This is a genomic window from Sinorhizobium chiapasense (assembly GCF_045277575.1).
Taxonomy (GTDB): Bacteria; Pseudomonadota; Alphaproteobacteria; order Rhizobiales; family Rhizobiaceae; genus Ensifer; species Ensifer chiapasense_A.
Map to the genome: position 1 here is coordinate 2,549,711 of NZ_CP144205.1, position 14,345 is coordinate 2,564,055.

General features: G+C 62.2%; 11 protein-coding genes and 1 tRNA gene. 9 read left to right on the forward strand and 3 right to left on the reverse strand.

The features are described from left to right. Positions 1-172 precede the first annotated feature (172 nt). Both QM996_RS12355 and QM996_RS12360 read left to right on the forward strand, forming a co-directional pair. The gene (locus QM996_RS12355) at positions 173-1,153 is read left to right on the forward strand and encodes a LysR family transcriptional regulator (protein WP_173517496.1); all 981 of its coding nucleotides are present in this window, start codon (positions 173-175) and stop codon (positions 1,151-1,153) included. A 74-nt stretch (positions 1,154-1,227) separates the two neighbouring features. Then, positions 1,228-1,677, forward strand: a complete 450-nt coding sequence (locus QM996_RS12360; RefSeq protein ID WP_500267733.1) for a hypothetical protein — start codon at positions 1,228-1,230, stop codon at positions 1,675-1,677. 3 nt (positions 1,678-1,680) lie between these two features. Here the strand turns inward: QM996_RS12360 and QM996_RS12365 are convergent, their stop codons facing one another. After that, complete coding sequence (locus QM996_RS12365) at positions 1,681-1,935, reverse strand: hypothetical protein (protein WP_500267734.1); 255 nt, start codon at positions 1,933-1,935, stop codon at positions 1,681-1,683. Positions 1,936-2,278: 343 nt separating this feature from the next. On the opposite strand from QM996_RS12365, the gene iolG reads away from it, so the two are divergent. Continuing rightward, positions 2,279-3,271: an inositol 2-dehydrogenase gene (gene iolG / locus QM996_RS12370; RefSeq protein WP_500267735.1), complete on the forward strand. Its 993-nt coding sequence runs from the start codon at positions 2,279-2,281 to the stop codon at positions 3,269-3,271. 90 nt (positions 3,272-3,361) lie between these two features. Here iolG and QM996_RS12375 read toward each other — a convergent pair whose 3' ends face one another. Together QM996_RS12375 and QM996_RS12380 are read right to left on the reverse strand one after the other, a co-directional pair. Next, positions 3,362-5,722 (reverse strand): bifunctional diguanylate cyclase/phosphodiesterase, encoded by a 2,361-nt coding sequence (locus tag QM996_RS12375; protein WP_500267736.1) that lies wholly within the window; start codon positions 5,720-5,722, stop codon positions 3,362-3,364. Between the two features lie 129 nt (positions 5,723-5,851). Next, the gene (locus QM996_RS12380) at positions 5,852-7,066 is read right to left on the reverse strand and encodes an ROK family transcriptional regulator (protein WP_500267737.1); all 1,215 of its coding nucleotides are present in this window, start codon (positions 7,064-7,066) and stop codon (positions 5,852-5,854) included. Positions 7,067-7,400: 334 nt separating this feature from the next. Between QM996_RS12380 and xylF the strand changes: the two genes are divergently transcribed. The 6 genes from xylF (at position 7,401) to QM996_RS12410 (ending at position 14,155) form a co-directional block, all read left to right on the forward strand. Next, positions 7,401-8,438 (forward strand): D-xylose ABC transporter substrate-binding protein, encoded by a 1,038-nt coding sequence (gene xylF / locus QM996_RS12385; RefSeq protein WP_500267738.1) that lies wholly within the window; start codon positions 7,401-7,403, stop codon positions 8,436-8,438. 226 nt (positions 8,439-8,664) lie between these two features. Then, positions 8,665-9,990 carry a sugar ABC transporter permease gene (locus tag QM996_RS12390; RefSeq protein WP_500267739.1) on the forward strand — a complete coding sequence of 442 codons (1,326 nt, stop codon included), beginning with the start codon at positions 8,665-8,667 and terminating at the stop codon, positions 9,988-9,990. A 12-nt stretch (positions 9,991-10,002) separates the two neighbouring features. After that, positions 10,003-10,788: an ATP-binding cassette domain-containing protein gene (locus tag QM996_RS12395; RefSeq protein ID WP_034793927.1), complete on the forward strand. Its 786-nt coding sequence runs from the start codon at positions 10,003-10,005 to the stop codon at positions 10,786-10,788. Between the two features lie 196 nt (positions 10,789-10,984). After that, a tRNA-Arg gene (locus QM996_RS12400) sits at positions 10,985-11,061 on the forward strand. A gap of 156 nt (positions 11,062-11,217) precedes the next feature. Further along, positions 11,218-11,802, forward strand: a complete 585-nt coding sequence (locus QM996_RS12405; protein ID WP_500267740.1) for a hypothetical protein — start codon at positions 11,218-11,220, stop codon at positions 11,800-11,802. 331 nt (positions 11,803-12,133) lie between these two features. Further along, positions 12,134-14,155 (forward strand): flagellin family protein, encoded by a 2,022-nt coding sequence (locus QM996_RS12410; RefSeq protein WP_500267741.1) that lies wholly within the window; start codon positions 12,134-12,136, stop codon positions 14,153-14,155. The last annotated feature ends 190 nt before the right edge of the window (positions 14,156-14,345 follow it).

Sequence of the window (14,345 nt, forward strand, 5' to 3'; positions counted from 1 at the left end):
CCCGCCTCGCATGCTCCCACATGCGCTGGCACATGAGTAAAAATTGGAATCAAAACATATAACTGTCAAATACAATATCGCTTTGAATGTATACCAAAAATGATATAGCACTTGCAAACAGTGTGATTTTTGAAAATCCTTGAAAACCAAGGGGGAAAGAAGGAGGCGGAGAATGCGCGACCAGAAGCCCGGCACCGCCGGCACGACCGGCGAACTCTTCGATTCGGCGCTCTTCCGCTCCGGCCTGAAGATCAGCCACCTCCGGCTGATTCTCGCGATCGACGATCACAGGCGCATCAGCGCCGCGGCCGAAGCCCTCGGAATCTCGCAGCCGGCCGCGTCGCGCATGCTGTCGGAAATCGAGACCATGCTGAAGGCGCCGGTCTGCGAACGCGTCGCCCGCGGCGTCGAACTGACGCCCTATGGCGAGGCGCTGGCGCGGCGGGCGCGGACGATCTTTCTGGAGCTTCGGGAGGCCTCCCGCGAAATCAGCGAACTCAAGACCGGCAGCGGCGGCTCGGTCTCGCTGGGCTCGGTCACCGGCCCGGCGCTCAACCTCGCGGTCCCCGCCATTCGCCAGGTGATCACCGCCTATCCCGGCATCGAAATCAACGTCCAGATCGAAAACAGCAACGTGCTGGCGAGGGAGCTTCTCGCCGCGCGGCACGACTTCATCATCGGGCGCATCCCCGACGATCAGCCGCCGCGGCTCTTCAACATGGTGGAAATCGGCTACGAGGAGGTCTGCCTGATCGTGCGTGACGGCCATCCCCTGCTCGACAAGCCCGTGGTCGGCGCTGAGGACCTGCCCTCCTATGACTGGGTGTTCCAGCCGCCGGGCACGCTGCTCAGACGCGCCGTCGAGGACAGCTTCGTGTCCGCCGGCGTCAGGCTGCCGGCGACCGTGATCAACACCTCGTCAATCATCCTGACGCTGTCCATCGTGCGCAACACCAATGCGATCGCGCCGGTGGCGCTCGACGTCGCCAACCTGATTGCCGGCAACCGCACGCCGGCCGGCGAAATCCGCATCCTCAAGACTGAAATCCCGATCCGCATCAAGCCCTACGGGCTGATCACGGCGGAGGGACGCGCATTGCCGCCGAGCGCCAAGCTGCTCTACGACCTCATCCTGAAACAGGGACGAGCGTGACCAGCCCGGCATGATCAGAGTGATCAGCCCGGGATAATCTCCGCCTGCCATGGTGCGCCTCCATTGGAGGCGTCATGTTTGGAATGTCAGTCTTTCAGTCGGTGCTCGAGCGACTGAAAACGGAAGAGGATAGCGAACCGGCACCGGCCGAAGCGGCGCGTGTCGCCACGCCCTATGCCCCGGCGTTCGACTGTAGCTTTGCCGCCGAAAACACTGGCCTCACTTCCCTCGGCGCGGTCGAGCGCGCCTATCTCGACGCGTCTTTCGTGGAACCGCCGTCCCCGCCCGTCATGCCCGACTTTCTCAGCCGCACGAGCCTTGCGGAGGTCGCCGAGGAACTGGCGCTTGCAGACGACGAAACGCAAGCGACGCTTGCTGCGAAGCGGCGGGCATTCGCTGCCCTAAACCACCCGGACCGGCTGCCGGCCGCCTTCCGGACCAATGCGACCGTGCGGATGAAACTTGCCAACATGCTGATCGACGAAGCCTCTCGGCAGGTGCGTGTGACCAGCCCGGCCCCCTGATTCTCAGCCGGTGGGGCCGCCCTCGTCGCCCTTGTCCTGCTCCTCGTCCCCGACCTTTGCCTCGCCCTTCTCGCTCGACCTGTAGAAGATCAGCAGCGCCGCCGAGGTGTAGGCCGTGATCGCCAGGAAGATCATGCCCCAAAGCATCTGCTCGCCAAGGAACTCGACCACCGTCCACACGGCGCAGAAGAGAACGATCAGCAGACGGATCCACAGCGGGCGGTAAAAGGGGTGATCCGGGTCGATGAACTTGAGCATTCTATCCTCTGGCAGCCTTATCTCGAGTGCTCCATTTACGAGAAGTTCGTCCACAACGGCAAGCCCGGGACCACGAACGCCCCTTGACGGGAAGCGCAAAAATGGAATAAAAATTCCGAAAATGTGCGTATCGGCCGTTTCATTCCGATTGTGCGGGATTGGGTGGCCGAACGGACAGCGGAGGTACCAAGGGAGAGGCGCCGGCGCAGCGTTCCAACGCGCGATCTTTCGTGGCAACTTTTCGACCCATTCGCGGAAACGGTATTCCGCGGCGCCTTTGCGCGATGAGCGCCGATCATCACGCCCCTTCCCGGTCGCGAACCGGACTTCGAGAGAAACAGAGATGACAGTCAGATTTGGTCTTCTGGGCGCCGGACGCATCGGCAAGGTTCACGCGAAAGCCGTCAGCGGCAATCCGGATGCGGTGCTTGTTGCCGTTGCCGATGCCTTCCCCGCCGCTGCCGAAGCCATCGCCAAGCAGTATGGCTGCGACGTACGCACCATCGAAGCGATCGAAGCCGCCAAGGACATCGACGCCGTCGTCATCTGCACGCCGACCGACACCCATGCCGACCTGATCGAGCGCTTCGCGCGCGCCGGCAAGGCGATCTTCTGCGAAAAGCCCGTCGACCTTGACGTCGAGCGCGTCAAGGCCTGCCTCAAGGTGGTCAACGAAACCAAGGCCAAGCTGATGGTCGGCTTCAACCGCCGCTTCGATCCGCATTTCATGGCCGTCAAGCAGGCGATCGATGCCGGCAAGATCGGCGACGTCGAGATGGTGACGATCACTTCGCGCGATCCCGGCGCCCCGCCGGTCGACTACATCAAGCGTTCGGGCGGCATCTTCCGCGACATGACCATCCACGACTTCGACATGGCCCGCTTCCTGCTCGGCGAGGAGCCGGTCTCGGTGACGGCAACCGCCGCCGTTCTCGTCGACAAGGCGATCGGCGAAGCCGGCGACTATGACAGCGTCTCGGTAATCCTGCAGACTGCGTCCGGCAAGCAGGCCATCATCTCCAACTCCCGCCGCGCCACCTACGGCTACGACCAGCGCATCGAAGTGCACGGCTCGAAAGGAGTCGTTTCGGCTGAGAACCAGCGGCCGGTGTCGATCGAGATCGCCAACGGCGATGGCTACACCCGCCCGCCGCTGCACGACTTCTTCATGACCCGCTATACCGAAGCCTATGCCAACGAGATCGAGAGCTTCATCGCCACGATCGAAAAGGGCGCGGAGATCACGCCTTCCGGCAAGGACGGCCTTGCCGCACTGGCGCTCGCGGACGCTGCCCTAAAGTCGGTTGTCGAAAAGCGCCAGATCAGCGTGGCGTAGAACTTCGCCTCCCAAGCAAACAAATCGGCCGGGCGCCACATGCCCGGCCTTTTTTACACCCGCACTCTGCAAGTCAGCGCCCGAGGCATCTCAGCCTTCGGCGCATGCCGCCACCTTCTCCCACCGCGGCGCTTCCCGGCCGGTGCTGGGCGCAGCACCCGGCCGGCCGGAAAGAAAGCCTTGGATCTGCAGGCAGCCTTCCTCCGCCAGGATCTGCCGTTGTCGTTCGGTCTCGACGCCTTCGGTCACGACCGCCAGCTTGAGGCTGTGGCCGAGTGCGATGATCGCCCGGACGATCGCCTGCGCCGAAGGATCCTTTTCAAGGGCAGCCGTGAAGCTGCAATCGATCTTCAGCTTGTCGAAGGGGAAGGTCTGCAGGTTGCTCAACGACGAATGCCCGGTGCCGAAATCGTCCATGACGATCCTGACGCCGAGGATACGCAGGCGAACCAGTACTGCCAGCACGTCCTCGCGATTGTGCATCAGCGCCGCCTCGGTGATTTCCAGTTCCAGCCGCCAGGGATCGAGGCCAGTCCGGCGCAAGATGCTGGCGACCTGGTCGAAGAGATTGGGCAGCAGGAACTGGACCGGCGAGATGTTGACGGAAATCGGCAGCGGCTCATTCCATTTTGCCGCTTCCGTGCAGGCCTGTTCCAGCACCCACTCGCCGATCTGGATGATCGAACCGCTTTCCTCTGCGATCGGAATGAACACGTCGGGCCCGATCAGCCCGCGCTGCGGATGGCTCCAGCGCAGAAGCGCCTCGTAGCCGATGATCCTGTCGCTTTGAACCTCGACCAGCGGCTGGTATTCGAGAAAGAACTGGCGGCGAAGCACCGCATGGCGCAGGTCGTTTTCGATCTGCCGGCGGGTGCGAACCGCTTCATCCATCTCCCGGTCGAAGAAGCAGGCGATACCCTTGCCGCTCTGCTTGGCGCGGTAGAGCGCCGTGTCGGCGTTGTTGCGCAACTGATCTGCGGTCTGCCCGTCGGTCGGGTAGAGCGCGGCGCCGATGCTGACGCCGACGGCGGTCGGGTCGCGATTGGTATCCATTTCCGCGGCAAACAGCGCCAGGATACGGTCCGTCACCAGACGCGCCGCCTGCGGCTGCTTGCCGCCCACCTGAATGATCGCGAATTCGTCACCGCCGAGACGGGCGATCGTGTCCTGCTCTCCGGCAGCCTCGCGCAGGATGTCGGCAACCTTGCGCAGGATCCGGTCGCCTTCGCCGTGGCCGAAGATGTCGTTGACCGCCTTGAAGCGATCGAGATCGAGGCAGAGGATCGCCAGTTCCTCGCCTCGCGCAGAAGCCGCCGCAAGCGTCTGGGCCAGCCTGCGATCGAAGAAGGCGCGGTTCGGCAAGTCGGTGAGCGCATCGTGATGGGCCAGATGCTCGATCGTGCGCTCGGCTTCCTTCCTTGCCCTCAAGTCGCGCACGAAGATCACTTCGCATTCGCGTCCACGATACTCGATCGTCCGACACATGAATTCCACGGGAATGGTGCGCCCGTCGGCACTCAGAAGGTCGATCTCGCCGGGACCTTCCCCACGCCTGTGTCCCTCCAGCCCCTCCTCGCCGAAGACGAAGATCTCGGACGGGCGACGCCCGGACAGGTCCGCAAGCGACCGGCCGGTGAGGCCGGAAAACCGCTCGTTGGCTTCGACGATGACGCCGTCGAAAACGATCGCCATGCCTTCGAGCGAGGCGTTGGCAAGCCCTCGGAGATCGGTCAGGTGCCGATCGACGAAGAGCGCACCGAAGGCGAGCACGATCAATGTGGTCGAGGCGGCGATGACCCCACCGGCGAGCCAGGCGGGATGAATGGTATCGGCGACGGCGACACTGGCCTCCGGCACCAGCGTCACGCCACTCATCGACGTGAAGTGCAAGGCACAGATCGCCAGCACCAGCAGCAGTGAGGAGACGACCAACCGCCGCATGCTGCGCAGGACATGAAAAGCGTGGAGCGCAGCACCCGCCACCAGCATTCCCGCGACGACCGCCGAACCGGTCGCCCGCAGATCGTAGGCTATGTGCCCGTGGATCTCGATCGCCTGCATGCCGGTGAAATGCATCGCCGCGACGCCGGCACCAAGCACGAAACCGCCGCAGCACATCGAGATACGCGAACCACCGCCGAGGCAGATTGCGAAGGCGATCCACGACGCGGCTATGGCTACGACCATCGACAGGGCGGTGCCCCAGAGACCGTAAGCAACAGGCACGCCACCGTCATAGGCCAGCATCGCTATGAAGTGCGTCGACCAGACACCGAAACCGCAGGCAAGGCCGCTGGCGGCAACCCAGAGGCTGCGTTGGCCGCCTTCGCTTCGCTCGGCACGCAGCAGCAGCAACATCGTTGCGACGCTGCCTGCCAGGCAGACGATCGCGGCGGCCACGATGAGCCGCCAGTCATGATCGTCGCGTATGCATGCAATCACTGAAAACATAGACGTCTCCCACGTCACCGCCACATTGACAAGGAGTCGCTAAATAACTGTAAATTGTATTACCAAAGGCGTTCGCCTTCGGCACAACCCCAAAAATGGTCGCGCCTGGCGATGCGCTTCAGCCAAGCATCACGAAAGGCCGGTGGTGGCGATATCGGCATCGATCGCGCCCAGCGCCCGCTCCAGATGCCCCTCGAAGACGAGACGTTGCTCGTCGGGCACGACCGATATTTCGGGAGCGCCCTGGAGACGAACCTGCATCGATTGGGCAAGTCCCTCCTCGATGCCCGGCAGCATGAGATCGAAGTAGCGGATGCCGGGGCCGGTGACGTGAACGGGCATGCGTTCATAGAGGCTCAGCATGCGCGAGATGCCGTTACCGAGCGCGATGCCCGCCTGGCGGAACGCATAACCGGCCATGCGATGCCCCTGCCGCGCATTGACGGCGATCTTGTCGAGCTCGGCAACGGGAACGAATTTGGCGGGGATGGTATCCGCCGGCACCTCGAACGCCGCCCGCAGAATCCCATAGAAGCCCGCTGCCGCCTCGATGCAGCCATAGGCGCCGCAACGGCACAGGCCGGCCGACGGCGCGTGCAGCATATGGCCGAAGTTGGGCGCGCTGACATCCATCTCCCCGCTGTGGTTCTTGCGGGCGACGCCGAGGCCGATGCTGTGGCCGAGCGAGATCGCCGCAAGCGCCCTGAACCCGCCCTCCGGCTTGCGCTCGGCCTGGGCGGCGAGCGCCTGCGCGACCAGCAGCGTCTCGTTGCTGAGCATGACCTTCGCGCGCCACTGCGGCGCAAGCAACGCGGCGAAATCCAGCTCTTCCCGGCCAAAGACCGGCGACCACAAAAGCCGCGCCGCCGCGCTGTCGACCAACCCCTTGCTGCTGATCGAAACGGCGAGCACGCGATCCCGTTCCAGCCTCGAACGCTGCAGCAGGCGTTCGAGCGCATCCACGAATGCGCGGGCGAAAGGAACCGTGCCGCGCTCGCCGTGGTTTCGCGTTTCGTCGAACCGGTCGAGAAGCGTGCCGCCATAATCGATCAGCGAATATTGCACGATGTCGGAGGAGATCCTGACGACCACGAGATGGCCGTGGTCGCGCCGCGGCGTGAAGAGGACACGGGGCCGCCCTCGCCCGCCGTGAACCTGTTGTTCCGCCTTCGCGAGCACCCCGGCCTTCTCCAATTCCGCGGTGATCACGGAAACGGTCGCCGAGGCAAGCCCGGTCTCAGCCGAGATTTCCGTGTGGGAGAGATTGCCGGCGCGCCTGAGCGCTGCAAGGACCAGCGCGCTGTTCTGCTGACGCACGAGCTCAGTGCTGGATTTGGTCAGCATGAGACGTCCCTGTCAGTGGCGGATTCTTCGAACACATGCCCCTCCCAAAGCATCTGTTGAACGGCGAGACAAGGCGCCGACAGCCTTGTGGCACCGATTTTCTCGACGGTCGAGAAACAACGCACGAGACCACTCGCGAAGCGCTTTGTTGATGCCGCAATCACCGCATTCACGCCGTGTTGACAGCCTCCAAAATCCATGACATTCATTTTCTCGACTGTCGAGAAAATAATTCCGCACGATGTGGCGGCACGATCTCCGACAGCATTCAAGGCTGGCGGGGGATGGTGCGGGAGGTTCGCACGCTCGGCCGGCCCTCACTCGGGAGGATGAAATGAAATCCGTTTTGAAGCTGATGGCAGGGGTTGCCGTCATCGTTTCCCTGCATTCCGTTGCCCAGGCGAAGGACCTGGTCGTCGGCGTTTCCTGGTCCAACTTCCAGGAAGAGCGCTGGAAAACCGACGAAGCCGCCATCAAGGCCGCGCTGGAGGCATCCGGTGACAAGTACATCTCCGCCGACGCGCAGTCGTCCGCAGCCAAGCAGCTGACCGACATCGAGTCGCTGATCGCCCAGGGCGCCAATGCACTGATCGTGCTGGCCCAGGACAGCGACGCCATCGGCCCGGCCATCGAAAAGGCCGCCGCCGAAGGCATTCCGGTCGTCGGCTACGACCGCCTGATCGAAAACCCGGCCGCCTTCTACATCACCTTCGACAACAAGGAAGTCGGCCGCATGCAGGCCCGCGAAGTGTTCAAGGTGAAGCCGGAAGGCAATTACGTCTTCATCAAGGGTTCCTCGGCTGACCCGAACGCCGACTTCCTCTTCTCCGGACAGATGGAAGTGCTGAAGGAAGCCGTCGACGCCGGCAAGATCAAGAATGTCGGCGAAGCCTATACGGACGGCTGGAAGCCGGAGAACGCCCAGAAGAACATGGAGCAGTTCCTGACCGCCAACGACAACAAGGTCGACGCGGTCGTCGCTTCCAACGATGGTACGGCCGGCGGCTCGATCGCGGCTCTCGATGCACAGGGCCTCGCCGGCTCGGTCCCGGTCTCCGGCCAGGATGCCGACAAGGCAGCACTGAACCGCGTTGCCTTGGGCACGCAGACCGTCTCGGTCTGGAAGGACTCCCGTGAACTCGGCAAGCGCGCCGCGGAAGTCGCCGTCGAACTTGCCGGCGGCAAGAAGATGGAAGAAGTCGCCGGCGTCACCACCTTCAACGGCGGACCGAAGGGCGTGGCCATGCAGTCGGTCTTCCTCGCACCGCTGCCGATCACCAAGGACAACCTGAACGTCGTCATCGACGCGGGCTGGATCTCCAAGGCGGAAGCCTGCCAGGGCGTCAAGGGCGACGTCGCGGCCTGCAAGTAAACCGCATCAGCAGAACTGAGCGCTGACGTCAGACAAGCGCCGCAACGCAACCCGTTGCGGCGCTTGCGCAAGGTGCGCACCGGGCGGACAATGCCGCCCGCGCAACCGGCGCAATGTAACGAAACGCTCGATCTCTGCCGTCGCACCGGACTTGTCGCGTCGATCCCGGCTCCTGGTGCCATCTGACGCGACGACATCAACACGAAAAGTGGGGGAAGGCACGTCCATGGCCGACATCACACAAGGCAACACGCAGGGCGCACAGGCAAATCGCGCCCGCACAGCGGACGAAAACCCGGTGAAGCGCTTCTTCCGCGCCACCGAAATCGACACCCGGCTGCTCGGCATGGTCGGCGCGCTCGTCATCATCTGGATCGGCTTTCAGATCATGACCGGCGGCCTGTTCCTCACGCCGCGCAACCTGTGGAACCTGACGGTCCAGACCTCCTCCGTCGCCGTGATGGCGACCGGCATGGTGCTGATCATCGTCACCCGCAACATCGACCTCTCCGTCGGCTCCGTGCTCGGCTTCTGCGGCATGGTCATGGGCGTCATGCAGGTGAAATTTCTGCCGCAATATCTCGGCCTCGAGCATCCGGCCATCTGGATCATCACGCTATTGAGCGGCGTCGCCGTGGGTGCTGCCATCGGCGCGCTCCAGGGCTCGATCGTCGCTTTCCTCAACGTGCCCGCCTTCATCGTCACGCTTGGCGGCCTGCTCGTCTGGCGCGGCGCCACCTGGTTCGTGACCAGCGGCCAGACGGTCGCGCCGATGAACACCACCTTCCGCCTCATGGGCGGCGGCACTGAAGGGTCGATCGGCGCAACAGCAAGCTGGATCGTCGGCATCCTCGCCTGCATAGCCATCGTCGCCGCCATCCTCAATTCGCGCAAGCAGCGCAAGCGCTTCCGCTTCCCGCTGCGTCCGGTCTGGGCGGAGTATTTCCTGGCGATTCTCGGCTGTATCCTGGTGCTCGGCGCGATCGCCGTCGCCAACAGCTACTACTGGCCGACCAACATCGCCCGCAAATATGCCGACGCCAACGGCATCGCCTGGCCCGAAGGCGGCCTGCAGATCTCGCACGGGATCGCCATCCCCGTGCTCGTCGCCGTCGCCGTCGGCATCGTCATGACCTTCATCGCCACGCGGCTCCGCTTCGGCCGCTATGTCTTCGCGCTCGGCGGCAACCCGGAAGCAGCCGAACTCGCCGGCATCAAGACCCGCTGGGTCACCGTCAAGATCTTCACGCTAATGGGCATCCTCTGCGCCATTGCCGCGGCGATCTCGACCGCCCGCCTCAACGCGGCAACCAACGCGCAGGGCGAACTCGACGAACTCTATACGATCGCCGCCGCGGTCATCGGCGGCACATCGCTCGCCGGCGGTGTCGGCACGATCGCCGGCGCCATGATCGGCGCGCTCGTCATGCAATCACTACAGTCGGGCATGGTGCTCCTGGGGATCGACTCGCCATTCCAGCGCATTGTCGTCGGTGTGGTTCTGGTCGTTGCCGTCTGGCTCGACACCATCTACCGCGCCCGCGCCAAGTAAGGAGTACGATCCATGAAAGACCAACGCACTCCGCTCGTGGAAATGAAGAACATTTCCATCTCCTTCGGCGGCATCCACGCGGTGGACAACGCCTCCGTCGATCTCTACCCCGGTGAGGTCGTGGCCCTGCTCGGCCACAACGGCGCCGGCAAGTCGACCCTGATCAAGATCCTCTCCGGCGCCTACAAGCGCGATGCCGGCGAGATCCTGATCAACGGCGAAGCCGCCGACATCAACAACCCGCGCGACGCCAAGAAATACGGCATCGAGACGATCTACCAGACGCTCGCCGTCGCCGACAATGTCGACGCCGCCGCCAATCTCTATCTCGGTCGCGAGCTCAGGACCCCCTGGGGCACGCTCGACGACGTGGCGATGGAGGCCAAGGCCCGCGAGGTCATGGGACGCCTTAACCCCAACTTCCAGCGTTTCAAGGAACCGGTGAAGGCGCTTTCCGGCGGCCAGCGGCAATCGGTGGCGATCGCGCGCGCGATCCTCTTCGACGCCCGCATCCTGATCATGGACGAGCCGACGGCGGCCCTCGGGCCCCAGGAAACCGCCCAGGTCGGCGACCTCATCAAGCAGTTGAAGCGCGAAGGCATCGGCATCTTCCTGATCAGCCACGACATCCACGACGTCTTCGACCTCGCCGACCGCGTGTCGGTGATGAAAAACGGCCAGGTCGTCGGCCAGGCCCGCACCGAGGACGTGACCAAGGACGAGGTGCTCGGCATGATCATCATGGGCAAGGTACCGCCGAAGGCGATCCCCGGCCCCGGCGCCATGCAGGTAGCCTGAAGCAATCCTCGGCGGCGCGCCTCATCGGTCCGCCGCCGAGCACTTTGTCGACCGGCAGAGGCAGGGCAAGCAGTTGCATTTTCAGCAACAACGGCAAATTCCCCTGCGAACTGCTCCTTTTCACCATTGATGCGGCGCTAAAGCTAAGCTATGAACCGCTTCACAGCCTGCTTCGGCGGCCCTGCCGCCAACGGATGCACCCGTAGCTCAGCTGGATAGAGTGTTGGATTCCGATTCCAAAGGTCACAGGTTCGAATCCTGTCGGGTGCGCCACTTTTCTCCTTGAAATAATTGACTTATCAATCATCCCTGGATTGCGATGACCGATCCATCATTTCGATATTCCCTGAGGAACTGACCGACTTGAGTAAGGACCCCTTCGAAATGCAAAGACTGGCACGCCAGTTTTATCGGGATCATAGGAAGGTGATGGGTCTCATCGCGGAACGCAGCGCCGACACGGGGTTCGGCCCCGCCATCAGTCGATTGTTTGGCGACAATCCCGAGCGCGGAAAATCGATCAGGATCGGCAACCGCAGGTTCGTCTATTTTGGGCTGCAGAAGAACCTCGTGAGCTTTCTGCCCGTTCGGTGGCACGAGGAATTCAAAAAGACCGGGATCACCTGGCCCGGGTGCCAAAATTGGTGGGCAGGCTATCCGCTCATCGCTTGGGTCGAAGTCCGGGCAGGCGACGATGGCGTCAACGGATACCTCAAACTGAATGCCGAAGTTGGCCCGATCTCAAATCATCAAGCCCGCAAAGGCATCATCGAGGCGATCACCGCGGCAGCATACGTGAAAGAGCTGGAACGCGTCCATTTTCCAGCCGAGGCGTCCGACGAAGGACGCCTCTATTCGCGCTTCCTGCGGAAGAACTCCGTCGCTGTGAACGATATCCGCGACACCGACGAAGTTGAGACGAAATTCGTTCAGCTTGTAGCTGACTTCGAGACGGAACTCGAAGTCGTCGCGACCGTCATACCGCAATTCGCGCGTCCCCACGATAGGCTGTAGCGCTAACGCTGGCGCGGGTCGTGTTCGGGCTTTATCCCCGACGCAGGGATGATTCGTTTAAAATTGGTATCCGGGCGGCGGCACCGTTAACCTTTTGTTAACCTATCCTGTTGCAAAAACGTTAACGAAAGTGTTCGGCTGGATTGCGGAATGAGCGTCCCGCCGAGCGACCCTAAACCACCCGGCTACCTGGTTTTTTAGGGTGACGGTCTCGCCATGATGGCGGGCACCCCAGTGGTTAACCGTTAAAAGTGTTCCCACCATTGCTAACTCTTTGTGCCGGACTGGTTTCGAGGTCCGGGGGTTAGCCTGTGCTCACGGGCCTTTTAACATGACCAGCATTTTGACGAATACGGCCGCTATGGCCGCGTTGCAGACCCTCCGCAGCGTTGGAATCCAGCTCTCACAGACACAGGACCAAATCAGCTCTGGCTTGCGCGTGCAGGCAGCGGCGGACAACGCCGCCTATTGGTCGATCTCCACCACCATGCGGTCCGATAACATGGTCATTTCCGCGGTTGCCGATGCCCTTGGCCTCGGAGCGGCGAAGATCGATGTCAGCTATGCCGGCCTCGATACGACGGTGGATATCCTCAGCGAGTTCCAGGCGAAGCTAGTCGCGGCGAAAGAACCTGGCGTGGACAAGACCAAAGTCCAGAAGGAACTGGATCAGCTCAAGCAGCAACTTCTGTCGACGGCCTCCTCGGCAAGCTTCAACGGCGTCAATTGGCTGAAGACCGATGCGCCGCAAAACCTGTGGGAGCTGTCTTCACTGCCGACGAGCCTCACCTCGTCCTTCATCAGGTCCGCCGACGGCCTGGTGCAAGTCGGCACGACTGAGGTCAACCTCGCGGATGTCAGTCTATTCAATGCCGGCGGCGGCGGCGCACTGCAGAGAGATATTCGCAGCCTGGGCGATATCGGCGGATTCCGCTCAGCTCTGCTCAGCGATGCTGGGCTGCCAGGAACTCAGACACGGCAACTGACAGGTCTGCCCATCACACTCACGAGCGGCGACACAATAACTTTGGACATCAATGTCGATGGGGCGATCTCTCGGACGCTCGTCATCGATAAGTCGCTCATCGATTCGGTGCTCGGCGTCTCCACCGGCTCGATCGGCAGCGCGGCCGATTATAGAGCGGTCGTGGCGCAAGCGTTGGTCGCAGCAGGGATCGATAACAATGTCACCGTCTCCACGGTCGGCTCCAATCTGCAGTTCCGCAGCCAGGAGACTTCGGGCAGCACGGAAGCCAGCGTAACGGTCGGGAGCGTAGCCCGTAGCCCGAATGGAGCAACCGGATTTATTTCCTCCACCACGCAGACATGGCAGACGACGGGGTTGCCTGTCACGCTCGCCACAGGTGAAGCCATCAGCCTTCATATCGATGTGGATGGCGTGATTTCGCAGACGCTGACGATCGATGAAGCCTTGATCAATTCGACGCTCGGCATCTCCACGGGCACGATCACCAGCGCGGCCGACTATGCGGCGGTTCTGACTCAGGCGTTTTCCGCTGCCGGGATCAACAGCAATGTCGCCGTAAGCACAATCGGTTCCAGCCTGCAGTTCCAGACCTCTGGAGTATCGAGCGGGGCCAGCGTCGGGGTCAGCGGCATTACCCGCTCGCCGGCCGGGGCAACTGGACTTGCCAGCGCAGCGACAACGACAGCAGGTGTCGCGGGTGCCAGCATTGGCGACTATGCCAAAACGCAGTTTGCATTCACATCGCCATTCAGAATTTATCGCGAGGTCGCATTTCAGTTCGAGTTGAAGGTGAACAACACCGTCAAGCAGGTCAGCATCGACCGCAATCTGGTCGATGCCACGCTCGGTACCACAGATGGTTTCATCAACACCGCCACGCAGATGGCACAGGTTCTCGACGCGGCACTGGCCATCCATGGGGTCAAAGTCAGCGCCAACGCTGGCAATGTCGTTCTGGATATCGATCCGAACATGTACCCCCAGAAGGGAACGCGTTCGATCATTGCCATCGACAAGGTCAAAGACAACATCGGCCCCATTGCCGATTTTGATATAACCGATGTGGATATCACCGATCCCGCAAGCAGCCTCGACAACTACATGTCCGGGCTCGACGTCATGCTGCAAAAGGTCACGTCCGCCGCAAGCACGCTCGGCTCGGCCAAGACCCGCATCGACATGCAGACCAACTTTTCGCAAACCCTTATGGACACCCTCGACAAGGGCATTGGCCGCCTCGTCGACGCCGACATGAACGAAGCGTCAACCCGGCTCAAAGCCCTTCAGGCGCAACAGCAGCTTGCCATCCAGGCCTTGCAGATCGCGAATTCCGACGCCGGCAATATCATGATGCTGTTCAAATGAGAGCGCGCGCGGGATTTCCGGTGAGGCCATGCTGTTGGAATGTTGAGAGCCCGTAGAGAATGGCAGATACATGGCAACATGGCTGACGCAGGGGAAAATGATGCAGTTTTTCAAGCCGCTAGGTCAAATCTAGGCTACAACCACGAGCGACAACCCCCTGCGTTTCACATCTTCCCTGTCAGGAACGTCC